Genomic DNA, 24,349 nt, shown 5'->3' on the forward strand with positions numbered 1-24,349 from the left:
TTGATTTTTGCGAACTCAAATTTGTGTCTTTTTACTTTTATCTTGGTTCTTTACCAAAACAAACCTTTTTTCTTTTCTTTCTTTAGTTTAGAATATGGTAAAACCTCTCTGCCTTCAACACGGAATTCAATTCTTTCGTTGATGATATTGTAGATTTCTCCCCATCCCGGAAAACCGCCTAAATTTCTGTCATCAATAAACCAGTCTGCATCTAATTTTCTTGACTGTGTTTCAGAATCAAAAACTTCTCCTTCGAAACTTGAATTAATGGCATAGAACTCAATACCATTCTGTCTACAGAATTCTACAGCCTCATCCAAGGTTTTTCCGTGTCTGTACGTCCAAAGTATCAATCTAAAACCTTGAGCCTGAAGTTTTTTAAGGGTTTCGAAAGCGAAAATTTTAGCTTTTCCGATCGCCGGATAAGCATCATCTACGATCGTTCCGTCAAAATCAACAGCAATTTTCTTATTGTTTAACATTTTGTTGCGTTTTTAGCTGGGCAAAGATACTAAAAAAAATGAGTGAGAAATTCCATTTTCTTGCACTGATTAGCTATAACATTTGTTAAGGATAATGAACTATTCTATCTAACTCAAGAGGATTATTATATTTTTTAATCAGTTTTTTTTGAATTTCTGTTGATGAACGTAAATTTTCTTTTGTTAATTTGATACCATTATCGAGTAATATTTCTTCAGTTTGCGACCAGTCTACTCTTCCGTTTTTAAGATAGGCAAATGGATCATTATAATATGAAAGTTTATATTTCAAATATTCTTTATCTTGTAGAAATAAGTTTTTCTTAAGCATTCTGCTCAGTAAATCTATTTGATTTGTCGTACTGTAAGATTCAGACTTTATTAATTCGAAACTAAAATTATTTTTATCATCTGCAAGTTCAACAATCAATCCTGGTAAACCTCTAAACTTATGAGGTCCTTCCTGAAACGGAATTTCTGTAGTAAACCATGCAATCCAGTTTCTTCCTCCAAATGTTGTTGTTGCTTTTTGTAGAGAAAGATTTTGTGATATTTTCTTTTCAGATAATAATATCCATTTCTGATTTGGTTCAGATTCTTGTTTAATAATATCCCAACCTAAAAATTCGTATCGATCATATTTTTGACTATTCACTTCATGCACAATAAAATCATTTAGCTTTGGCGCAGGAAATCCATTTGGAAGCTGAAGTTTTTTTATAGAATCTGAAATAAATAAATCTCGTCCGTAGTATAATATTTTATCCGGATTAATATCTAAGTGGAAAATATCTTTTGTGAAAACATTTTCTGTAGAATCTCTTTTAGTATTTACTTCATATATAAAGCGGTATGTTTGTGCTTTTGCAAATCCAACAACTAAAAGAACAAAATAAAGTAATTTTTCCATAATTGATTTTTAAACAAATTTATAAATTATATAGAACTATGCAATACAAATTACTGTTTAATAAAAAAGCACTAAAATATTTAGTGCTTATCAATTAAAATTTATAATCTTTTTATTTTTTTACCCAAGAGAATTCAAACTGTAAATCGGGTGTTGCAATTCTGTCGGTAATTTTTTGTAGTCTTGAAGGAAGCTTCATTAGATATTCCTGAGCTTTTTCAGCCTTTTCGGTAAGGCCGGTAACGTGCTCGATTTTCCATTCATCCAAAAGATCTTTCAGGATGTTGATATAATCCTGTCCTGTATAAACCATGCATCTTTGTGCCGCATCCGAAAAATGTCCCCAAAGTTCACCTGCTTTCTGACCAGACTGTCTCATCATGTGTGCAGGCATCACGATTTTTTTTCGCATCATATCTTCAAATGCTAAAATCAGTTCTGAAGGATCTAATTCTAATATCTTTGCCACAAAATGTTTGTAAGCTTTAGCATGTCTTGCTTCATCTGCAGCAATTACGCCACACATTTTTGCCAGTTTACCATTTCCGGTTTGTTTTGCTAAAGTCCCTACTCTTCGATGCGAAACGTTGGTTGCTGTTTCCTGAAAACTTGTATAAATAAAATTTCGGTAAGGATCCATGCTTGTCCCAATATCAAAACCATCACTGATGAGATATTGAGTGGTAATTTCCATCTGTCTCATATTTACTCTTCCGCATAAATACAGATATTTCCCAAGTAAGTCACCATGTCTGTTTTCCTCTGCCGTCCAGGATCTGATCCAGCTTGCCCAAGTAGGTCCGCTTTTTTCCTGATCAATTCCGTCAACACTCATCAGCCAAGATTCGTAAGAAGGTAAAGCTTCTTCTGTAATACAGTCACCAATCAAAGTAACAAAAAGATCGTAAGGCATCTCACGAGCATAAGTTTGTATCTCGTCTAAATCATATTTAAAATCCTCACTTGAAGGATCCGGTAAAAAATCTGAAGGTTGCCATATTTTTTCAATCGGAGTCAAAAATTTCTCAAGAAAAGAACCCACTTCCTTTTCCAAAATACCCATTACCTCTTTTCTTACCAGCTTATTGTACATCTAAAAATTAAGTTTATAATTTGCAAAGATATGATTTATTTATTATTTAGGGCATAATATTATATGTATCTCATAACATGCCTGATATAAATCATAAAAAATACCGCTATCTCTATGATAACGGTATTTTTCTAACATTATTATTCACTTTAGCTTATTAAAATATCTCCTGTCATCACAGCCGGAATTTCAACGCCCATGGTGTGTAAAATTGTTGGAGCCATATCTCCTAATTTTCCGGGTTTTAAATTCCAGTTTTTATCTTTATCCATCACAATTAAAGGAACAAGATTCGTTGAGTGTTGTGTATTCGGAGAACCATCTGGATTGATCATGACATCAGAATTTCCGTGATCTGCCAAAATGAAAACTGCATAACCATGTTCATAAGCCATTGTCGCAACTTTTTCTATACATTTATCAACCGTTTCGGCAGCTTTTACAGCCGCTTCAAAAACTCCGGTGTGACCTACCATATCCGTATTTGCGAAATTTAAACAAATAAAATCTGCTGTTTCATTTTCCAGTTCAGGTAAAATAGAATTGGTGATTTCATAAGCAGACATTTCAGGCTTTAAATCGTAAGTCGGGACATCTTTCGGGCTCGGACAAAGCAATCTTTTTTCTCCATGAAACTCCTCTTCACGACCACCCGAAAAGAAGAATGTAACGTGAGGATATTTCTCTGTCTCAGCAATTCTGATCTGGGTTTTTCCGTTTCTTTCCAAAACTTCACCCATGGTGTCTTTTAAAACTTCTTCATCAAAAACTACATTTACATTTTGGTAGGTTTTATCATAATTCGTCAATGTAATATAATGCAACGGAAGTTTTCTCATGAAATATTCGGGCATATCGTGCTGACAAAGCACTTCTGTAATTTCTCTTCCTCTGTCTGTACGGAAATTGAAGCAAATCACGACATCATTATCGACTATTTTTCCGACAGGAACAATGTTTCCGATCTGAGTTTCTTTTACTAAAATAATTGGTTTGATGAATTCATCAGTAACATTTTCATTATAAGAATGTTTAATTGCCGCAACAGCATCTGTTGTCTGCAAACCAACACCTTCCACCATTGCATCATACGCTAATTTTACGCGTTCCCATCTTCTGTCTCTGTCCATCGCATAATATCTTCCGATGACAGAAGCTAATTTTCCGGTTGTATAATTCATATGATCCTGAATTTCTTCAATGAATCCCAATCCTGAATGCGGATCGCAATCTCTCCCGTCTGTAAAAGCATGAACGTAAACATTTTCATGTAAGCCAAAATCTTTTGCAGCAGACAATAATCCTTTTAAATGATTGATATGCGAATGCACTCCCCCATTAGAAACCAAGCCAATAAAGTGTACATTTTTGTTTTCTTTTTTAGCATAAGCAAAAGCATCCTGAATTACTTTTTCCTGTCCCAAAGTTCCGTTTTCGACAGCCATATTCAGCTTTACCAGATTTTGATAAACTACTCTACCCGCTCCCAAATTCATGTGGCCTACTTCGGAATTTCCCATCTGACCTGCCGGAAGCCCTACAGCCAAGCCGCTTGCTTCTAAAGTGGTGTGGGGAAATCTTTGATAACAGCTATCTATAAATGGTGTATTTGCCTGTGCCAATGCAGAAACTTCAGGATTTGTTCCCAAACCCCATCCGTCAAGAATGGCTAAAATTGCTTTCTTCGACATTATATTTTTAATTTTTAACAAACAAATTTACCGATTTTATGATGAATTCGAGAATTTGAGGACTTAAATTTTTGTTTAAAAATGATGAAAAGCTTTGATGAAAAATGATAATCAATAAAGTTTTATTTATAATTTTGCTTTATGGATTTACGAGATCAACTAAAAAACCTTTTTCCTGAGCATGAAGAGCAGGATTTTGAAATGCCTGAAGAAGAATTTAAGCAGAAAGAACCATTGGTTTGTAAGTTTGAAAAGAAAGGCAGAAACGGAAAACCTGTAACGATTGTTGAAGGTTGGGAAGGCAGTGAGGAAGATCTGAAAAAGATTTCAAAAAAGATAAAAACCACTTTGGGAATCGGCGGTTCTGAAAAAGATAACACCATTATCATTCAGGGAGATAACCGTGATAAAATCATGGCAATTCTGAAAGATTTGGGTTACAAAACGAAAAGAGTCGGCGGATAATTTAAAAATAAATCTGTGTCTGTGGCATTAAGATCTTGAGCTTATCAATTGTCGCTTTATCCATCGGATTTCCGGATAAAATAAGGGTTTTGAGATTTTTTAGTTTGCTAAATTCTTTAGGAAGATCTTTTAATTGATTGTTCGCAAGATTCATACTTACTACATTTTTTAATCCTTTTACTTTAGGTGAAATTTTTTTAAGATTGTTTTGACTGACATTCAAAAATTCCAAATTTTTAGATTTAAATATTGATTCCGGTAGATTTATAATAGAATTTTGTTGAAGTTCGAGGTATTTTAAATTCTCGGGAAACCTTACATCCGTTAAATCATTGATCTGATTGGCTGCAAGATTGAGGTATTTTAAATTTTTAATTTGATGTAAATCTTTCTCAACAAAGCTAATCTGATTACCTGAAAGGTTGATTTCTTCGAGAGTTGCAATCTTAATGAGAGCTTCGGGAAATACATTCAGATTGTTTGCATCGAAATGTACTATTTTCAGATTTTGAAGTTTTGCGAAATTATTGTTGATCTTGGTTAAGCTATTCAGGTTCATTGAGAAGCTCGTAAGCTTTTTAAGATCACCAATTTCATCAGGAATAAATTTAATGCTGTTTCCGTTTAAATTTAATATTTCAAGTTGTTTCAGCTTAAAAATTTCATCATCCATCTTCTCTAAGTTGTTTCCCATTAAATTCAGGAAAAAAAGAGAATCCATCTTTGAAAGCTCGGGAGAAACATTGAATAAGCCTTTATCTCTAAAACTCATACTGTAAATGGTTTTACCACTTTTTAGAGCATCTTCTACATTTGTATAAGTAGGATATTTTAGTGGATCAATCTGTGCCTGAATATTTGACAGATATAATATGGCAATAAGAAAAAGTAATTTTTTCATAATAAAAAAAGCCACCGACAAAGAAAATGCCGGCAGCTGAGAAAGAAAATTAGTAATTATTTTTTAAGGATTTTAACCGTTTTCTGGAACCCGTCTGCTTCGATGTTCAGCATCAAAACTCTTGAAACCTGAAGCTGTGAAGTGAAATCCAGTTCTAATGAACTATTTGATCCTGTAAACTTTTTAGTATAAACAATTTTACCATCCATGCTGTACGCTGTTACAGAAAGATTTTTAAGTGCTTTCGGAGATTCTATTTTCACTAAACCTGAAGTTGGGTTTGGAGAAACGGTAACTTCTGTTTCAGAAATAGCTTCTGATGTTCCTAAAGAACCTGTTGTTCCTAAAAACTCCTTCAATGCGATGATCATCGTAGCCGATTTACCTTTGTAATCTATTGTATTTCCTGTTGCATCAATATCGGTAGAGATTGAAGAATCCGGATGCTGAACAGAGAAGAACCCGAATTTGTGATCCGGCGTAAACGTCAATCCTGTTGGTTCTGAACCTGCAGGCATTGAAGCAAATAATCTTACATTAGGATTTGCCTGAGTGTGGGTTGGAGCAACTACCCAAATATAGTTTTTACCACCATCCTGAAGAACCCATAGATTTCCTAATTCGTCGAATGTTAAATTATCATTACCGTCACCCCAAGTTTCCGTTTTAACGCCCTGTGCTGTGTTGAAAGAATACTGAGTGTTTAATCCGCCTACAAAAACTTCAACCTGAGAAGCTGTAGTTCCGTTATCCAGCATACGATAAACTTTATTTAGACCTTTCGCTGCAAAATAAACTTTGCCATCGATCGGGCTGATTTCAATATCTTCGATTCCGTTGAATTTTGTTCCGCCTAAAGATTCTGCTAAAGTTGTCGTATTGTTTTGGTCTGCCTGAGTTTTATTTGGAACCTGAACCCATGTTGCTGTAGTCGCAACCGGATCTCCACCTGATAATCCCTGATCTAATTTCAGTACATATAAATTTCCTGAAGCCAAATTATTTGGGGTATCCATTACATATTTGTAAACCATGTGTGTTCCGCCATCTTCTCCGTAATAAGCCGTCGTTCCTGCATTGTTAACCACTACATTTTCGTGGTTCATGATTCCCATCTGCCAAAGCTTATCTTTTGTGCCGTTAGAATTATGAGACATTACCTGAGCGGTTGCAGGATTGATCTCAACCAACCATCCGTAATCTTTGTATCCGTCTGCATTGGTGTCATTTCCGGTAACAGATTCTTCTGCTGTAACAATTGTTCCCCAAGGTGTAACTCCACCCGAACAGTTTCTGATGGTTTGTACCAAACTCGTAGAAGAGAAGTCTACTCCTCTTGATTTTGTTAATTGCCAAAGCTTTGTCGTAGGATTATAGTTTATTTCTGCCATCGTCACTCCACCAGGATTGGTTTCATGATTTACAGATAAATAACCGTCTGTACTGCTTGCATTTTTAGGAACATAACCTGTGAAATCGTTTTGTCCGCCTACTAATCCTCCACCTTCTGTATAAGCATCTCCTTCTTTAAGGATCATCTGGAATTTGTGCTCTGCCGGAATAATTAGTTTTGAAGTCTGGTTGGTAGGAACTATTGAAGTGAAACAACTGATGTGAGTTCCCGTACAGGTATTTGTAGGAGGTGGCGTAGTTGTAGCCACTGTTTTTAAATAAGCATCAATGGTCAAATCTGAACTGGATGCACTTCTGTTGTGTAATTCGATTGAAATTCTGTTAACTCCCTGAACAAATTTACTTTTAGGGATTGAGAAAGTATTAATCGCCGTTTCTGCTCCGCCATCGATTATTGTGCTGGAAAAAGTACTGTGAGAAATTGTTCCTGCAGGCATATTGTCTCGGATTACTTCTTCACCGTTCAGATAAACGATAATACCGTCGTCTCGTCTTACACCAAATTCCATTGTATTAGTAAGATCTGCTAAGTTTACCGTAAAATCTTTTGTAAGATAAGCAGTATCAACACCTGATACGAAAGCAGTTGTTACAGGATCTCCGTAACCAAGCGGTCCGTTTCCTGATGCCCATGTTGAAACATCATAATTAGTGTTTTTCCATGTTGCAGGAAGTGCAACGTCTGCGTCATTAAAACGCCAAGAACTTGCAAGACCGAAAATTGTGGTCTGAGCCTGCATTGCAGAGCTCGTAACTAAAGCAAGCATTGCAACTGTAAGTAGTTTTTTCTTCATTTTTAATACTTTTATTATTTCTGATGCAAAACTATTTTTTTCCTGCGAAGCCTTTATTAATAGGGTTTTAAATAAACAATGCTAAAAATTAACAAATCAAAAACCTAATGTTACGGGTATTAAATAATTGTTAAATTATCTAAGGATAAAAAAACAATTAGAATTTTTATTTAGATTTTGTTTTACTAATGTCAGTAAGAGCGTTCAGAAAAGCGATGATCTGCTTTATTTCAGTCGGAGAAAGATCCAGTTTATCTGCGGGTAAAGTCTGATTTTTTATTTCTAAACCAAGACCTTCTGCCCCGCCCTGATTATAAAACTCCAGAACTTCTTCCAGTGTATTGAATGCACCGTTGTGAAAATAGGGTTTTGTGAGGGCAATATTTCTTACGGTTGTTGTTTTAAAAGAGTTTTCATAGATCCATGAATCTTCTTTTTTTACATTACTTTTTATTCTTCCTCTGTCCGAATCTATTTCTAAAGGTAAATTCTGAACAGGTTTTTTGGTAACTCCCAAAACTTCAGATTCATTTTCATTAAAAAATGGCGGAACAAGCCCCGAAAACAACGGCGCAAAATGACATGTTGCACAATTTGCTTTACCCATGAAAAGATTAAATCCTTTTTTGACATCATCAGAAATTTCTTTTTCATTTCTCATAAAACGGTCAAAATCGCTGTCGAAAGAATATAATGAAGCCACATAAGAGCTCAACGCTTTTGAAAAGGTCTGTTTATCAATATTTGTGTTTTTGTAGGCTTTTTTAAATGCCTGTTTGTATTCAGGATTTGATTTTAATTTTTTGATGATGCTTTCATAGCTTGTATTAAATTCTTCTGAATTGTAGATAACGTGTTCTGCCTGTTGCTCAAGATAATAAGCTCTCATATCATAGAAGAATCTTTTAGCGAAGACAGCATTATAAAGGGATGGCGAATTTCTTAAAACTGTTTTTCCTTCTGCATTGCTCAAAGATTTAGTTTTAAGATCTGTGAATGCATTTTCGGGTAAGTGGCAAGTTGCACAACTCATTTTACCATTGTCGCTTAAACTTATATCATAAAATATTTTCTCTCCTAAACTTCTCAGGTCAGCATTGTCTTCGGAACCTTTAAGCAAAGTAAAAAAATAAGGGTTAAGAAAATCGCTGCTGAAAAAGTTTTTGTTGGAGGCATTCCAGCCGGAAAATTCTTTCAAATCATCTGCATTTCCGTCCCATTTCCCCAATTCTTCATAGATTGGCTGTAAATGTTTTTTATAAAATTCTATGCGGTCGAAACTTTCAAAATCTTTATTTTTTGAAAGATACAAGATGGCATCAGAAAACATTCTGTTAACATTTTCTCTATTATAATTGTCAAAATACGGATCGTCTTTGATGTATTTTTTCATTCCCTGAAAAGCAAAACTTGCTTCTTCAGAAATATTAAGAGATCCCGGAGTATCGAAACCGGTAAGTCCCAAAGTATAGATTCTGATCAATTCTATTCTTAAAGGAAGCGTTTTATTTTTCCCCTGACTGGTTCCGTTTTTTATCGTACTAGCATGAAAGTTATTGTAATTATTATATAAATAACCCGTGATTTCAGAGATTTTGTATTTTTGTTCGGCAGCTTCATCAGAAAAAATCAGTTCATCCAAAACCTGTAATCCTTCCGGAGGTAAAGTATAGGCTGTTGTTCCTGCCGCTTCTATTCTGAATAAAGGAGCTGCATTAAGATGTGTTTTTGAGAATTCCGGGTAATGATAGGCAATATAGAATTCTATTTCCTTGTAAGAATTTCTTGTATTGCTTAATGATTCCTGAAGCTCTTCCAGACTTATTTTATCTTCTTTAAAGAGCTCAACATCAGCTTTTAAACTTTCAAGCTTAAACTTAAAATCAGACAATCCGTTTCTGATAAAACTGCTTTCAATGGAGTGGCCTTTATCAACAGTATTGAATGACATGACGAAAATCGTTGTTAATAAGACTAAAATAACTATAGGATAAGATTTCATAGAAAAAATTAAACGCAAAACTATCATCCTAAGATTACCACAGTTTTAACAAGGAATTAAATAATGTTTATATTTATTTCATTTAAAATTCACTAATTTTAAATCCCCAAAAATTAAAACAGATATTCATTTTATAATTAAAAATAAACTATGCTAAATAAACTTGCAGCTTCAGAATTGGTTCTGAACGATGACGGAAGCGTCTATCACCTTAATCTTTTACCTGAAGATATTGCCGATAAAATTATTCTGGTTGGTGATCCTGACAGAGTTCCTAAGGTTTCTAAATATTTTGACAAAGTAGAAATCAAAAAAAACAAAAGAGAATTTTATACCCACACCGGAACTTTGCGTGGCGAAAGAATTTCTGTAATGTCTACAGGAATTGGTACGGAGAACATCGATATTGTGATGAATGAGCTTGATGCTTTAGTAAATATAGATTTGAAGCAGAAAGAATTTAAAACCGAACACAAATCTCTGGAATTGTTCAGAATGGGAACTTGTGGAAGCGTAAATCCTGATGTTCAGGTTGATAACATGCTTGTTACCCAGAATGTGGTTGGTTTAGATGGTTTAATGCATTTTTATCAGGATTATCATTTTGAAAATGAATTTTCGAAGCAGTTTTTAGACAAATTTCCATATCAGAAGATTAAGCCGATGCTTTATTTCTCTGAGTGGTCTGAAGAATTGGGAGAGTTGTATAAAGATGCAAAATACCACGGAAATACAGCTACTTTCCCGGGATTTTATGCTCCACAGGGAAGACAGCTCCGTCTGAAAGCTCTGGATGACAAATTTCTTGAAACTTTGAATGATCTGGGAATTACCAATTTTGAAATGGAAACTTCTGCCATTTATGCATTCTCAAAATTATTAGGGCATAAAGCTATTACCGTAAATAATGTCATCGCCAACAGAAGACGAGGTGAGTTTTCTTCTGATCACCACGCTTCAGAAAAGAATCTCATCGAATGGGTTCTTGAAAGAATCATCAAATAAAAGTAAACAGGATTTCAAATTTTGGAATCCTGTTTTATTTTTCATTAATCATTGTTTGTCTCGGTATTAAAAGCATCGACAGATCTGCAGTATAAGATTATGAAAAATTTAACAGTCTATATTTTTGTTAGGAACAGTTCTTGTTTAATGATTGTCATAACACACTTAAATTATCATTATTATGGAAAACCAAGATTATAACAAAGCCGAAAAAGCTGTTGACAACACAGAAAATTCTTTGAGAAATGCAGCCAATGATGCGAAATGGAAAATCAGTGATCTTGCAGACAGAGCAAGAGATTATATCAACGAAAAAAGAAACAATGATGAAGAGGCAAGCCAGGAAGACTGGCTCGACAGGGTAAAAGCTAACGCAGCCGAAACTTGGGAAGATATTAAAGACGGAGCCAACGAAGCTTGGGAAAAAACAAAGGATGCAGCAGAAGATGTAAAGGCAGAATGGAATAAAAAAACAAATTAGTTTATTAGTCTTTTATATATTATCAAAGAAAACGGAGTCTTTTTAGTGAAGGCTTCGTTTTTTATTATGCTCTAAACACAAATTATTGCTACATTTGTACATCAATAAACATTAAAAAATTATGTCATACGGTTTACTTAAAGGCAAGAAGGGAATTATTTTTGGAGCCCTTAATGAACAATCTATCGCATGGAAAGTTGCTGAAAGATGCCACGAAGAAGGCGCAGAATTCATTCTGTCAAACGCTCCTATCGCTCTTAGAATGGGAGAACTTAATGGTTTAGCAGAAAAAACAGGTTCTGAGGTAATCGGTGCAGATGCAACTTCTATTGAAGATCTTGAAAAACTTTTTGATGCCGCTGTTGCAAAATTTGGTAAAATAGACTTCATCCTTCACTCTATCGGTATGTCTATCAACGTTAGAAAAGGAAAACATTATACAGAAATGAACTACGACTGGTTGGAAAAAGGCTGGGATATCTCTGCTGTTTCTTTCCACAAAGTAATGAGAGTGGCGTACGAAAAAGACTGTATGAATGAATGGGGAAGCATTTTGGCGCTCACGTATATTGCAGCACAAAGAACATTCCCCGACTATAATGATATGTCTGACAACAAAGCGTATCTTGAAAGTATTGCAAGAACTTTCGGAAATTATTGGGGTGAAAGAAAAGTACGTGTAAACACTGTTTCACAATCTCCTACTCCTACAACTGCAGGGAGCGGTGTGAAAGGATTCGGAGGTTTCTTAGGATATGCTGAAGATATGTCTCCGCTAGGAAACGCTACAGCTCTTGAATGCGCAGACTATTGTGTAACTCTTTTCTCTGATTTGACTAAAAAAGTGACGATGCAGAATCTTTTCCACGATGGTGGCTTCAGCAGCTCTGGTGTTACTCAGAAAGTAATCAGTAAATATGATGTTGAAAATTAATTTATTTTAAGGATATAATATAAAACCCATGCATTGACATGGGTTTTTGTTTTTAGTATTTATACTTATGATTATTGATTCCAACCGGGAAATTCACCTTCTACATATCCTCCGTTCACATATCTGGAAGTGTCGTTTGTATGCCATGCGTATACTCCGGCAATCATAATTCCAAGATCCTGTATGTAATTGTAGACATTGTTTTGATGCTCTCCGAATGGTGGAAGATGCTCCTGTAAGATTAAAAATTCTTTTAAATATTCGTCATGAATTTCCATAGATTTTTTATAAGCATCAAATAATGATAAATTATTCTCTTTCTGCAAAACTTTTACAATATTCATCGTATCACCTTCTCTCTGAAGTTCTTTTGGCAATGAAATAATATCATTATGTATTCCGATCATTAATGAGCAGAGGCTGTAAATGCGTTTTATATGAGGATGATCAAAAATTTCTTCAGGAAGATTTCGGTATTCTTTCTGTAATAGCACATAATCGCAATATGGCTGAACTCCGCTTGTCGCTTCCCTGATAAGAAGATAAACTGACAACGGCGGAACTGTATTGGTTCGATAGTATACTTTTTCTTCAGAATAACCAATTAAAACATCCTTGATTGACTTTACAAATCTTTTATATATTTTTTCAGGAATTTCGCATTTCATGGCATCCTGTCTTAAAATCCAGAACAAATGAAATATTCCGTTTTCTTTGGGCTCCTGAGTATCTTCACCTGATAATAAAGCAATAATCTTGTTCATTATCTGATACATTTCATCACGCGAACAACGATCAAAATAATCATCCATCATTGCTCCGTTTGCTGTATAATTCGCCAAAGGTCGTAATTCTGCAATATCTTTCAAGAATGGGCATCCTCTTGCAGCAATATCTGTAAGGTGATGTTTCTTGTGCTTTTCTCTGGCTTCTGTACTTTGGAACGCATATTCTTTGTCGATCCATTCGTAATATTCTTCCCGCTGTTTTTGCATATCGGGATGAGTAAAATCGGGAAATGGGTAATGCGGTTTGGGAAGATGCTGTAAACCAGCAATAAACTCGTCGTTTGTGCTTACTGTTTTCATAATTATTTTGTGTTAATTTAAGGTCTGTTAAAAATAATACAAAATTACATACCACGCGATTTTTTTTTTACATCATTATAAATTATACTTAAAACATAGTATTTATGATCATTTGAACCCTATATAAACAGTTTCGGCGGAGCCAAAGGCTCCGCCGAAACATAATAAAAATATTAATATGAAGTGTTATAAAATTACAGTCTGTATAGAATGTGCAGGTGCAGATAACTTGGCCGACATTCCTTCGATCCAAAGATTGGTATCGATATCGTTGTCAGAGTCGTTCATGATGACAGTAACTAACTGTCCGTTTTCATTCATAAAAGTTGTTGAAGTTAAAGCAGCTCTATTGGATGAGCTTCCGATTCTTTGCGCATTTGGCTTAATGAATTTGGAAACGTGACCAACATAATAATACTCATACGTATAATGAACTTCCCCTGTTTTTGTATCAGCGATGATTGGTGCAAAACAGAAGTTTCCAACGTGGTTTGGTCCGCCTGTTTCGTCAAGAAGTACATTCCAATCCGTCCATAAAGCAGTTCCTTTGTTGAAATCGTTGATCATATTTCTTCCGTACAATTCGCCTAAGCTTACATCGTAAATTTTCGACATATCAAATTGCTCTTTGCAACCTTCCGTAAACGCTAAAAACTTATCAGGAAAAGCTCTTTGCGTTTCTAATAAATTGTCGAATAACTGAGTTTTGTTATTCCATGTTTCGTACCAGTGATAACCGATTCCATGGGCGTATTTTGAAGTTTCAGGATCGCTCAAAGTAGTTGTAGCTCTTTGATAGATCAAGTCTCTGTTATGATCCCAAATCATCACCTTTTTATCTTTGAAACCGTTTTTCCAAAGCATTGGTCCTAAATTATTTTTAAGAAAAGCTCCTTCTTCTTCGGCAGTATAAATACAGGATTCCCAAGTCTGCGTTGCCATCGGCTCATTCTGAATCGTCAATCCCCAAACATTGATTCCTCTTTTTTCATATTCTTTGATGAATTTCACATAATAATCTGCCCAAGTTTGGTAGAAAGCATTTTCCAGTCTTCCGCCTTTTAACATACTTTTGTTTGATTTCATCCAAGCCGGAGGGCTCCAAGGAGAAAAATAGAAGGTAAAATCTTTTCCAATTGCTTTTTGAGCTTCCTTAATTAATGGAATTTTATACTTTTCATCATGCACAACGTTGAATGATTTTAACGATTGATCATTTTCTGTTACATAAGTATAAGAATCGCTTGAGAAGTCACACGAGTTCATATTGGTACGAACAACCGTGTATCCCAAACCATTTTTTCCATAATAAGCTTCAAGAATTTCTTTCTGCTTATTTTTTGGAAGTTTATAAAAAGTTTCAGCCGATGCATCTGTGATTGCACCTCCGATTCCGATTAATTTTTGATATTTAAAATCAGGATCTACAAAAACACAGGCATCTGTTTCTTTTGGCTGATCCATCTTTTCGAATTTCACTGTTCCTTTATCAACCATTTTTTCGTTGGTTTTAGAATTGGTGAAAATTACTTTCGCTGTTTTTCCTGCATTCTTTTTCCAGTAATTCTGAGCATTTGCATTGAATACAATTCCGATTACAAAACAACTTACAATTAGCTTTTTCATTTATTTCTTCTTCTTTTTTCTATTTATATTTAAACCACCCGTCTAAATTTTCCTCGAAAATTTATCCACCCCTCCAAAAGAGGGGAATTTTGCAACGTTTATTTTTTATTCTGATAGACTCTTACATAATCAATATAATATTTCTGAGGGAAAATAGAATCATCAATTCCTTCTTTTCCGCCCCAAAATCCACCGACTGCCAGATTTAAAATGATATAATACGGCTGATCAAAAGGCCACGCTTCATACGTTTTTTCTTTATTTTCATAGGTGAAAAACTTTTGATCATCAATGTAAACATCAATTTTTTCAGGTGTCCAATCCGCTTTATAGACATGAAATTTTTCGCTTGCATCTTTCACGACCAACGTATCGGTTTTTTGTGTTCCGATAATATGATTGTATTTTTTCGTATGAACCGAAGCATGAATATAACCTTGATTAAAACCAACGTGTTCCATGATATCCAATTCTCCGTCATCTGGCCATTCTTTCATATTTTCACTCATCATCCAGATGGCAGGCCATGTTCCGCGACCTTTCGGAAGTTTAGCACGAACTTCAATAGTTCCATATTGAAAGGAAAATTTCCCTCTGGTTAAAAGCCTTGCAGAAGTATATTTGTTCTTTTCCCAGTTTTCTTTTTTAGCTTCAATGACTAAATTTCCGTTTTCAACTCTTGCATTTTCCAAACGGTTTTTGGTATAAAACTGAGCTTCATTATTTCCGTAACCATCACCTCCGACATCGTAATTCCATTTTGTGGAATCTGGTAATCCTTTCCCGTTGAATTCATCATTCCAGATTAATTTTCTGTTGGAATCAGGCTTGTTTGAAGCACAATTTGAAGCAGAAAAAAGAAAAACTCCTCCGATTAGAATGGTTATGATATTTTGAATTTTCATATTCAAAGTTTTGAGTTTAATGTTTAATACCGCTTTTTTTAACGCAAAGTTTTTATTTAAATAAATCTTAAAAATTAATTATCTCCAAAATTTGTCATTGGCTACGCCGAATCTAAAGATTTCTGACGAAGGAAGAATCTCTATTATAATTGGAAATAGATTCTTCACTCCGCTTCGCTATGTTCAGAATGACAAGCGTTATATTAAATGTTATTTAATTTATTTTCAAAATTTGTCATGCTAGAAGCATCTCTACAAAGATTATTTAGATTCTTTGACTACGTCGAATCTAAAGATTTCAGAATGACAAAGATTATTTTACTTAAAAAACTCACGTCTTTTACCACCAAAAGCGGGTTTTATCCCGCTCTCAGTTTCGTAAACTAATATTTATTTTAACCAATTGATTCTTTTTGTCTGAACATTTTGAGAATCGGTTCCGACCATAATATCAAATTCTCCGGATTCCCAATCATAGTTTAATGCATCATCGTAGAATTTTAAATTTTCCGGAGTCAGCGTAAAGTTTACGGTTTTACTTTCTCCTTTTTTGATGAACACTTTTTGGAAATTTTTCAATTCTTTCACAGGTCTTACCACTTTTCCGAACAAATCTCTGATGTATAACTGCACCACTTCCTCCCCATCATAATTTCCGGTGTTGGAAACATTTACACTGATATTTAAAGTCTGATTTCCTTTAAGGTTTGTTGAACTTAAATTCATATCAGAATATTTAAACTGAGTATAACTTAAACCATACCCAAACGGGAATTTCGGATCATTATCCAAATCGATGTAAGCGGAAACGTAATTTCTGTCTGTATTGTTTTTCGCTGGTCTTCCTGTATTGTAATGATTGTAATACACAGGAATCTGCCCTTCCGTTCTAGGGAATGTTATTGGAAGTTTTCCACCCGGATTTACTGTTCCGAAAAGAACATCTGCGATCGAATTTCCAGCTTCTGTTCCCAACCACCAAGTGTACATGATCGTCGGAATATTGTCTGCAGCCCAGTCAAAAACCAAAGGCCTTCCTGCGTTGATCATTAAAACGATCGGCTTTCCTGTTTTTGCAATTTCTTTCAATAAATCTTCCTGAACTCCTGTGAAACGCAGATTACTTCTACTTTTCGCCTCACCGCTCATGGCGTGCCCTTCGCCTAAAGTCATGATCACAACGTCTGCCTTTTTTGCCGTTTCCACCGCTTCAGCAAACATCGATTTGTCCTGATCATCAACGTTGGCGCCTTTTGCATACAATAAAGTTGAGTTTTTATCTAACTGATTTTTAATTCCGTCAAACTGAGTAATGATTCTTTGATTATCATCTTTAAAAGCAATCGACCAAAAACCGTGATTCGCAGAAGTTTCTTTTCCGAAAGGTCCGATCAATGCTATCGTTTTCGTAGTTTTTGAAAGCGGAAGAATATTCTTTTGATTCTTCAGTAGAACAATACTTTTTGAACCAAATTCTCTTCCGAATTTTCTATTTTCCTGATTATTTAATTGTTCTTTCTGTCTTTTTTCGTTGCTGAATCTGTAAGGATCATCAAATAATCCCATCTCGAATTTTTTAATTAAAATTCTTCTTGCCGCATCGTCAATCAACTTTGGATCAACTTTTCCTTCCTGAACCAACTTTGGAAGTTCAGCCATGTAAGCACGGCTTTCCATATCCATATCGCTTCCTGCAATGATTGCTTTTTCTGCAGCTTCTTTATTGTCTTTTGCGTAACCGTGAGGAACCATTTCGCCGATACTTCCCCAATCTGAAACCACAAAACCCTAATAATTCCATTTTCCTTTTAACAGATCTCTTAAAATATATTTGTTTGCCGTTGCTGGAATTCCGTTGATATCATTAAAAGAATTCATAAAAGTGGCAACTCCCGCTTCTGCAGCAGCTTTGAAAGGTGGAAGATAAGTTTCGTTCAATTGTCTTAAACTCATGTCAACAGAATTGTAATCTCTTCCGCCAACTGCCGCTCCGTATGCTGCGAAATGCTTTGCACAAGCCATGATAGCATCAATATTTCCAAGTCCTTTTCCTTGAAAACCTCTGATTCTTGCTAAACCAATCTGAGTTCCCAAATATGTGTCTTCACCCGAACCTTCCATCACTCTACCCCATCTCGGATCTCTGGCAACGTCAACCATTGGAGCAAAAGTCCAGTGGATTCCGTAGGCTGAGGCTTCTGTTGCGGCGATTCTTTCAGATTTTTCAATTAAACCTAAATCCCAGCTTGCAGCCTGTCCAAGATTTACAGGAAAAGTTGTTCTGTATCCGTGAATAACGTCCTGACCGAATAACAAAGGAATTTTTAACCTTGACTGCAAAGCTAATTTTTGAAAAGCACGTGTTTCTTCTGCTCCTGCTACATTCAGCATGGAACCTACTTTGCCTTGCTTTATTTCATTTAAAACATTTGCAGAGTTGGAATTCTGAGGACCTGTCGCATATTCAAATCCGCTGTATTGAACAAGCTGCCCTACTTTTTCTTCTAAAGTCATTTTCGACAATAATTCAGAAACTTTCTGATCGATTGTCTTTTGTCCAAAAGAATTGAAACCAAATACTGTAAATGCTAGTATGAAATAAAGCTTTTTCATTGTAATTTAATTTTGCTCTAACTTTAAATTTTAACGCAAAGTCCGCAAAGATTTTTTTTGAAAATTATACTGTTGATTTTTTTAAGTTCGCAAAGGTGTTTGACTATGTCGAATCTTCGATTTCACTTAACAAAGAACACAGAGTTTTCATTCTCAAAACATCTAAATGTGTCATTTAAAATTTAAAAAATATAAGTTGCAACCGAACTTGCTGTAATGTTTACAGGAGCTGTTTTGTTGTTATATTTAATATTAAAATTTTCATCTGTCTTGCTGTAATTCTGAACTATTAAAACCGTTTTTCCTTCAGGGGTTTTAAAGGCCACTGTAGACAGGTTATCCGTCTGCGTTGAAGATATTCTCTGAGAATTGGCAGGAACAAATTTTGATGCGTGAGCGATAATATAATACCCTATATTTCTCGTAAAATTCTCTTTATCTGAAACCGTAATTGCACCTTTACATTCTGTACAACCTCCGGGAGTATGGGGTTTAAATTCAGTGTCGTTGGCAAGATTCCATTCTAAAGCGATTTTGCTCCAATTTCTCATAGAACCAATCACAACATTTTTGGTATGCCAGTTTAAATCTTCATTGAAAGTACCTTTTGCACCCGTCCATTGCTCTGTGAAATATAAATTTTTATTAGGGTGTGCATTATGAACTGTACTCAAAGCTGAAATGTCACCTTCGTATAAATGAAAAGCTGAACCATCGATATATTGGTTTGCTTCTCCATCATTTAAAATGTTGATGGCATATTCGGGTTTGTTACAATTGTGATCGTAAACGACAATTTTAGTTTTAATATTATTAGATTTAAAAATCGGACCTAAACTTTGCTTGATAAAATCTCTCTGCTGATCAGAAACCATCAACAAACTAGGATTATTTCCCGGATGTAACGGCTCGTTTTGAGGAGTTACCGCATCAATGATAATTCCTTCTTTCTGCATTCCCTGAATATATTTGACAAAATATTTTGCATAAGCATCATAAAATTCAGGCTTAAGACTTCCCCCAACTGATTTCCCATTATCTTTCATCCAAACCGGTGGCGACCAAGGTGCTGCAATGATCTTGATTTTTGGATTGATGGCTAAAATTTCTTTTAACATCGCAATTAAATCTTTATCTCTCGCCAAACTGAATTTAGACAACGTCGGATCAGTTTGACCTTGAGGCAAATCGTCATAAGAAAAAACTTCGCCATCCAAATCAGATGCGCCAATGCTTAATCTTAAATAACTGATGGAAATCGAATTTTCATCTTTCCCGAAAAGTTCGTTCAACAAAGCTTTTCTTTTTGTTGATGAAAGACGATTGATTACTTCAACACTTCCGCCCGTTAATGTATAACCGAAACCGTCAACATATTGAAATTTTTGAGTGTCGTCAATTTCAATATTCTGAAAGTTGTTGGATGTATTTACAAAAACTAAAGGTAATTGTTGCTGTAATTTTACGCTCTCATCTCCTTTCGTCAACCAGGATTGAACCTGATCTTTCGTATTTATTGTCGATTTACAAGACGTTAAAGATAAAAGTACCACACCGCTAAATAGCAGTGCAGTACTCTTTAAAAAGAAACTATATGAATTCTTATTTGACATATTTAATATCCAGGATTTTGAATTAAATTAGGGTTATTATCCATTTGCGTCTGTGGAATTGGCCACAATAATCTGTTTTGATTTAAATTATTTACGTAAGGCAATAAATTACCTGCAGCATTTTTTTGTTGAGAAAGTATTTCAATTGCTTTTCCTGTTCGTTTCAAATCAAACCAACGATGACCTTCAAATGCTAATTCTAACTTTCTTTCTTTAAGAATCTTATTAATTCCGTCATCAGTATTAGCAATTGTAATAGGTGTTAAACTTGAACTCGCTCTTGCTCTCACTTGGTTCACCAGCGCTGCAGCATCTGTGAAATTACCTTGACGAACCAAAGCTTCCGCTCTGATTAATAATAAATCGGCATATCTCATCACATAAAAATTCTGATGCCCAGTCGTTATTCTCATTTTATACATAAAAGGGAAATTATTACTTGCCCAGAAATTATCTGACCAGCTTACCGTAGTCGGAGAAAACCAAACACTAGAATTTTTTCTAACATTATCTCCTTCTGTATTAAAAGTATTCACTAAATCATAAGAAGGAGTATTAAATTTTTTCCAGTCTGTTCCGTAAAACATTGAAGATCCCCATGCCCAAAGATTACCTGCATTACCATTAGATTCAAAAATAGATTCTGCATTGGCTTCATGATTACCATCAAAAAGTTGATCGTAACTTGGAAGTAATGAATATCCTTGTCCCATTAATTGGGTTGTATAATCGATAACTTTTGCATAATCAGGATTTGGTTTTGTTGCATATACTTTCGCCAATAGAGCCATAGCTAAACCTTTTGTAGCTCTATATTTATTTGAACTCGCAGGAGCATTCGCAATAGCTCCTTCCAAATCTGAAATGATTAAATTATAAACCTCATTGACAGGTTTTCTTGCTGGATAAACCTGACTATATACTTCATCAAAATTATCTGCATTTACTCCAACAACTGCTTTTGTTACTAAAGGAAAATCTCCCCACAATTGTACTCCGTGGAAATTGTACATTGCTCGCATAATCGCAGCTTCAGCTTTCATTTCCGCTTTTCGAGAATTTGAAAGTGCAGGATCCGAAATATTATCTACGTAATTTAGAACTTTATTACAATTATTGATAAATCTGAACAAATAATTCCAGTCTCTGTTAACGTTTGAATTGGTTGCGATAATTCTATACTCATCCATTTGAAAATTTTGAATATTATCACTTCCTGCATGAGCTACATCCGTTTGCGCATCACCATTAAAAAAATAATCTAACTGCCAGTATTCGTTACCCAAATCTGTGTAGATAATAGTCATCAAACCTTCCGCTTCATCCGCTTTTGTGTAGGGAGTATCATTATTGGGCACTGCTCTATCAGTAAGTGGCTCTGTATCTAAATAATCACTACAAGAAGTTGTTCCTAGAGTTAAAGTTGCTCCAAGTAGAAAGTAGTATATTGTTTTATTAATTTTCATGAGAATTTAAATTAAAAATTAGCTTTAAGACCGAAAATAAAAGTTCTTACCTGAGGATAAGTTCCGTAGTCAACACCTGAAACACCATTTGTTGTATTGAATGCATTTACTTCAGGATCAAAACCTGTATAATCTGTCCAAGTTAGTAGATTTTGTCCCGTAATATAGAGATTTATTTTACTTACACCTTTGAAGGGACTTAAGAAATTATAGCCAAGTGTAGCACTCTTAATTTTAAGGAAAGAACCATTCTCCATAAATCTATCAGATACATACTGCGAAGTTGGAGAATTAGCCCTTGGTGTATTTGTAATTTGTCCAGGAGTAGTCCATCTGTCTAAGACCGCTGTAGATTGATTTTTAAAATCATTCATCATTTCAAGATCAAATCTTGAAGCATTGTAAATTTCACCTCCGTAAGATCCGGTCACCAAAACATCTAAATACCAGTTTTTATATGAAAAATTATTGCTGAAACCAAAACTGAAGTCCGGATTTGGATTTCCTATTATTGTTCTGTCATTGGGGTCAAAAATTCCATTTCCATTATTATCTTTGTATACCAAATCACCTGTTTGAGAATCGACATGACTCACTTGATAACCGTAAAAAGAACTTATTGCCTGACCAGGTGTAAATCTTACTAAATTAGCTCCAACCGTTTCAATATTTGCTACATCAATGTTTGGTCTATAATTTAAATCTAATACCTTATTTTTTGTAAATGAAATATTGAAATTTGTGCTCCAATTAAAGTTTTCTCCTTTGAAATTCTGCGTGTTTAGAGCAAATTCTAAACCTTTGTTTTCCATGCTGCCAATATTCTTTAGAATGTTTCCGATACCAGCACTTTCGAATGAAATAGGAACAATTAAGTCCTTGGTTTTTCTTTTGTAAGCATCTATGCTCAATTTAATTCTATTGTTTAAGAAGCCAAAATCTAAACCTATGTTTGCATCCGTAGTTGTTTCCCAACCCAAGTCACTACTATCCCACTGATAACTGTACCAGACACCATCTGGACCTACACGTGAATTTCTTTCAAGGTTATAATGAGAATATGGAGGAATTCCTGAAGCATTACCACTTTGTCCCCATCCTCCTCTCAATTTTAATTCGGATAAGATTTTATTGTCAGCTAAGAAATCTTCATTAGATACAGTCCACGCTGCTGAAACTCCAGGGAAGAATCCCCATTTATTTCCGGGAGCTAAAGCTGAACTTCCGTTATATCTGAAAACTCCCATAATAGTATACTTGTTATCATAGGTGTACAGAGCTCTTCCGAAGAATGATAATTCTCTTAAATGTTCTTTTACAAGACTTTCACGCTTGTTATCAATTACTGTATTATAATCAAAGAAAGTTGTGCCTTCAGCGAAATTATTTCCCTCAAAATTATTCCATGAGTTTCTTTTTTCATGGATCTGATTTCCACCTAATAAAGCCAAATCGTGAACTCCTGATTTTATTGTATAAGTTAAAGTGTTTTCAATATTTAAATCCTGATAAGTCGATAAATATTTGCCTCCAATACCTTTTTGCTGTCTTCCGTAACTCGTCTGGTAACCATCAGTAAACTGATCATTTGTTACATCTATAAAATCAAACGAAACTGTTGGCTTCCAAACTAAGTTTTTAAGAATGTTTACTTCTAAGCCTAAATTGCTTAAAAAACGCTGTGTACGAGTCTCGTTTTGTCTTGACTGATAAGCCACAGGGTTTTCCCAAGAAGACTGGAATGGGTTTAAAGCAAATTGTCCGTCTTTATAACCATCCAAGTAATTTCCTGCAGTATCTTTGTCTCTTATCGCAAGCTGACTGCCGTAAATAGGAAGAAAAGCTGGTGTATTCAACGCACTTAAAATAACTCCTCCTCTTGAAGTACCAAGATTATCATTGGTGTTTTTTAATCCGGTATTAATATAATTAAAATTCGCCGTAAGTTTGATCCAGGGAGCTATTTTAGCGTCTAAATTTGCTTTTGCCGAAACTCTGTCGAATCTTGCAGGATCAATTATCCCGTCGATTCCCTGATAACCCAAAGCAGTGTATGCTCTTACATTTTCGTTACCGAAAGAATAATTAACATTATAGTTCTGATCAAAACCTGTTCTGAATACTTCGTCTCTCCAGTTAGTATTAATACCTTCATATCTTGGATTGTTAATGGTTGTTAAGTAAGAAGGATTAATTTCCGCCATTAACGTTTTATACTGATCTAGATTTAAAACATCAATATTATTAACGGTTTTAGACATACCCCAGTAAGCATTGAAACCTAACTGCGGTTTGTTTGCTTTCCCTCTTTTTGTAGTAACAATCACTACTCCTGAAGAACCATTAATACCATAAATTGCAGCAGAAGTTGCATCCTTCAGAATTGTCATATCGGTAATATCGTCGGGATTAATTCCACTAATATCAAACGTCTGAATTCCATCAACAACATATAAAGGGTTTACACTCGAAGAAATAGAGTTATTACCCCTGATTTTTACATCAATTGCAGCTCCCGGTTTTCCTGAAGACTGAATGACGTTGACTCCGGCTGCATTACCTTGTAATGCCTGACCGACGTTGTAAATCGGTCTGTCATCAAAAGTTTCAGACTTCACTGTAGAAACGGCACTGGTAAGGTTTGATTTTTTAACGGATCCGTAACCAATTACAACCACTTCCTCAATTTTCTGTTCTTTCTGAACAGTGTCTTTCGGTGCTGTTTGTGCATGGAAATTTGCCGTAAAGTATAGTGCTGCAACCAGTCCTATACTCTTTGTTATTTTTACATTCATATACAGTTAGTTTTTTAATTCTCAAATTGAGACAATAAAAATATATTTTTTTTTGAACATTTAACATTTATT

The 24,349-nt window shown here is 34.8% G+C and carries 17 protein-coding genes and 1 pseudogene; 4 read left to right on the forward strand and 14 right to left on the reverse strand.

Going from position 1 to position 24,349, the window contains the following annotated elements; genetic code table 11:
- Nucleotides 1-50: 50 nt before the first annotated feature.
- From BA768_RS18340 to gpmI, 4 genes are all read right to left on the reverse strand, one after another.
- Nucleotides 51-482 carry a BT0820 family HAD-type phosphatase gene (locus tag BA768_RS18340; RefSeq protein WP_034676481.1) on the reverse strand — a complete coding sequence of 144 codons (432 nt, stop codon included), beginning with the start codon at nucleotides 480-482 and terminating at the stop codon, nucleotides 51-53.
- 85 nt (nucleotides 483-567) lie between these two features.
- Nucleotides 568-1,392 carry a GLPGLI family protein gene (locus BA768_RS18345; RefSeq protein WP_034676482.1) on the reverse strand — a complete coding sequence of 275 codons (825 nt, stop codon included), beginning with the start codon at nucleotides 1,390-1,392 and terminating at the stop codon, nucleotides 568-570.
- Nucleotides 1,393-1,504: 112 nt separating this feature from the next.
- A complete protein-coding gene (locus tag BA768_RS18350; RefSeq protein ID WP_034676483.1) occupies nucleotides 1,505-2,485 on the reverse strand; it encodes an acyl-ACP desaturase in 981 nt (326 codons plus the stop codon).
- Nucleotides 2,486-2,634: 149 nt separating this feature from the next.
- On the reverse strand, nucleotides 2,635-4,176 hold the full coding sequence (gene gpmI / locus BA768_RS18355; RefSeq protein WP_065721923.1) for a 2,3-bisphosphoglycerate-independent phosphoglycerate mutase: 1,542 nt from the start codon (nucleotides 4,174-4,176) through the stop codon (nucleotides 2,635-2,637).
- A gap of 141 nt (nucleotides 4,177-4,317) precedes the next feature.
- Here gpmI and BA768_RS18360 point away from each other — a divergent pair, with 141 nt between their 5' ends.
- Nucleotides 4,318-4,641 carry a translation initiation factor gene (locus tag BA768_RS18360; RefSeq protein ID WP_065721924.1) on the forward strand — a complete coding sequence of 108 codons (324 nt, stop codon included), beginning with the start codon at nucleotides 4,318-4,320 and terminating at the stop codon, nucleotides 4,639-4,641.
- A gap of 1 nt (nucleotide 4,642) precedes the next feature.
- Here BA768_RS18360 and BA768_RS18365 read toward each other — a convergent pair whose 3' ends face one another.
- From BA768_RS18365 to BA768_RS18375, 3 genes are all read right to left on the reverse strand, one after another.
- Complete coding sequence (locus BA768_RS18365) at nucleotides 4,643-5,542, reverse strand: leucine-rich repeat domain-containing protein (RefSeq protein ID WP_065721925.1); 900 nt, start codon at nucleotides 5,540-5,542, stop codon at nucleotides 4,643-4,645.
- Between the two features lie 56 nt (nucleotides 5,543-5,598).
- Nucleotides 5,599-7,749 (reverse strand): alkaline phosphatase PhoX, encoded by a 2,151-nt coding sequence (locus BA768_RS18370; protein WP_065721926.1) that lies wholly within the window; start codon nucleotides 7,747-7,749, stop codon nucleotides 5,599-5,601.
- Between the two features lie 166 nt (nucleotides 7,750-7,915).
- On the reverse strand, nucleotides 7,916-9,700 hold the full coding sequence (locus BA768_RS18375; protein ID WP_228388499.1) for a cytochrome-c peroxidase: 1,785 nt from the start codon (nucleotides 9,698-9,700) through the stop codon (nucleotides 7,916-7,918).
- 201 nt (nucleotides 9,701-9,901) lie between these two features.
- On the opposite strand from BA768_RS18375, the gene BA768_RS18380 reads away from it, so the two are divergent.
- The 3 genes from BA768_RS18380 (at nucleotide 9,902) to BA768_RS18390 (ending at nucleotide 12,171) form a co-directional block, all read left to right on the forward strand.
- Entirely contained in the window at nucleotides 9,902-10,756 is an 855-nt protein-coding gene (locus BA768_RS18380; protein WP_034676493.1) for a nucleoside phosphorylase, read from the forward strand.
- Between the two features lie 181 nt (nucleotides 10,757-10,937).
- Nucleotides 10,938-11,237 (forward strand): hypothetical protein, encoded by a 300-nt coding sequence (locus tag BA768_RS18385; protein WP_065721928.1) that lies wholly within the window; start codon nucleotides 10,938-10,940, stop codon nucleotides 11,235-11,237.
- A gap of 121 nt (nucleotides 11,238-11,358) precedes the next feature.
- Nucleotides 11,359-12,171 carry an enoyl-ACP reductase gene (locus BA768_RS18390; protein ID WP_034676495.1) on the forward strand — a complete coding sequence of 271 codons (813 nt, stop codon included), beginning with the start codon at nucleotides 11,359-11,361 and terminating at the stop codon, nucleotides 12,169-12,171.
- A 71-nt stretch (nucleotides 12,172-12,242) separates the two neighbouring features.
- Here the strand turns inward: BA768_RS18390 and BA768_RS18395 are convergent, their stop codons facing one another.
- From BA768_RS18395 to BA768_RS18425, 7 genes and pseudogenes are all read right to left on the reverse strand, one after another.
- Nucleotides 12,243-13,259: a terpene synthase family protein gene (locus BA768_RS18395; RefSeq protein ID WP_065721929.1), complete on the reverse strand. Its 1,017-nt coding sequence runs from the start codon at nucleotides 13,257-13,259 to the stop codon at nucleotides 12,243-12,245.
- 186 nt (nucleotides 13,260-13,445) lie between these two features.
- Nucleotides 13,446-14,885 (reverse strand): glycoside hydrolase family 30 protein, encoded by a 1,440-nt coding sequence (locus tag BA768_RS18400; protein ID WP_065721930.1) that lies wholly within the window; start codon nucleotides 14,883-14,885, stop codon nucleotides 13,446-13,448.
- Between the two features lie 98 nt (nucleotides 14,886-14,983).
- Entirely contained in the window at nucleotides 14,984-15,790 is an 807-nt protein-coding gene (locus BA768_RS18405; protein WP_065721931.1) for a family 16 glycosylhydrolase, read from the reverse strand.
- 390 nt (nucleotides 15,791-16,180) lie between these two features.
- Nucleotides 16,181-18,403, reverse strand: a pseudogene (gene bglX / locus BA768_RS21810) (beta-glucosidase BglX).
- A 182-nt stretch (nucleotides 18,404-18,585) separates the two neighbouring features.
- Nucleotides 18,586-20,016 carry a glycoside hydrolase family 30 protein gene (locus BA768_RS18415; RefSeq protein ID WP_065721932.1) on the reverse strand — a complete coding sequence of 477 codons (1,431 nt, stop codon included), beginning with the start codon at nucleotides 20,014-20,016 and terminating at the stop codon, nucleotides 18,586-18,588.
- A 2-nt stretch (nucleotides 20,017-20,018) separates the two neighbouring features.
- Complete coding sequence (locus BA768_RS18420; RefSeq protein WP_083206738.1) at nucleotides 20,019-21,482, reverse strand: RagB/SusD family nutrient uptake outer membrane protein; 1,464 nt, start codon at nucleotides 21,480-21,482, stop codon at nucleotides 20,019-20,021.
- A gap of 11 nt (nucleotides 21,483-21,493) precedes the next feature.
- Nucleotides 21,494-24,277 carry a SusC/RagA family TonB-linked outer membrane protein gene (locus BA768_RS18425; RefSeq protein ID WP_065721933.1) on the reverse strand — a complete coding sequence of 928 codons (2,784 nt, stop codon included), beginning with the start codon at nucleotides 24,275-24,277 and terminating at the stop codon, nucleotides 21,494-21,496.
- Nucleotides 24,278-24,349: the final 72 nt, after the last annotated feature.

This window comes from Chryseobacterium sp. CBo1, assembly GCF_001693475.1.
Taxonomy (GTDB): Bacteria; Bacteroidota; Bacteroidia; order Flavobacteriales; family Weeksellaceae; genus Chryseobacterium; species Chryseobacterium formosense.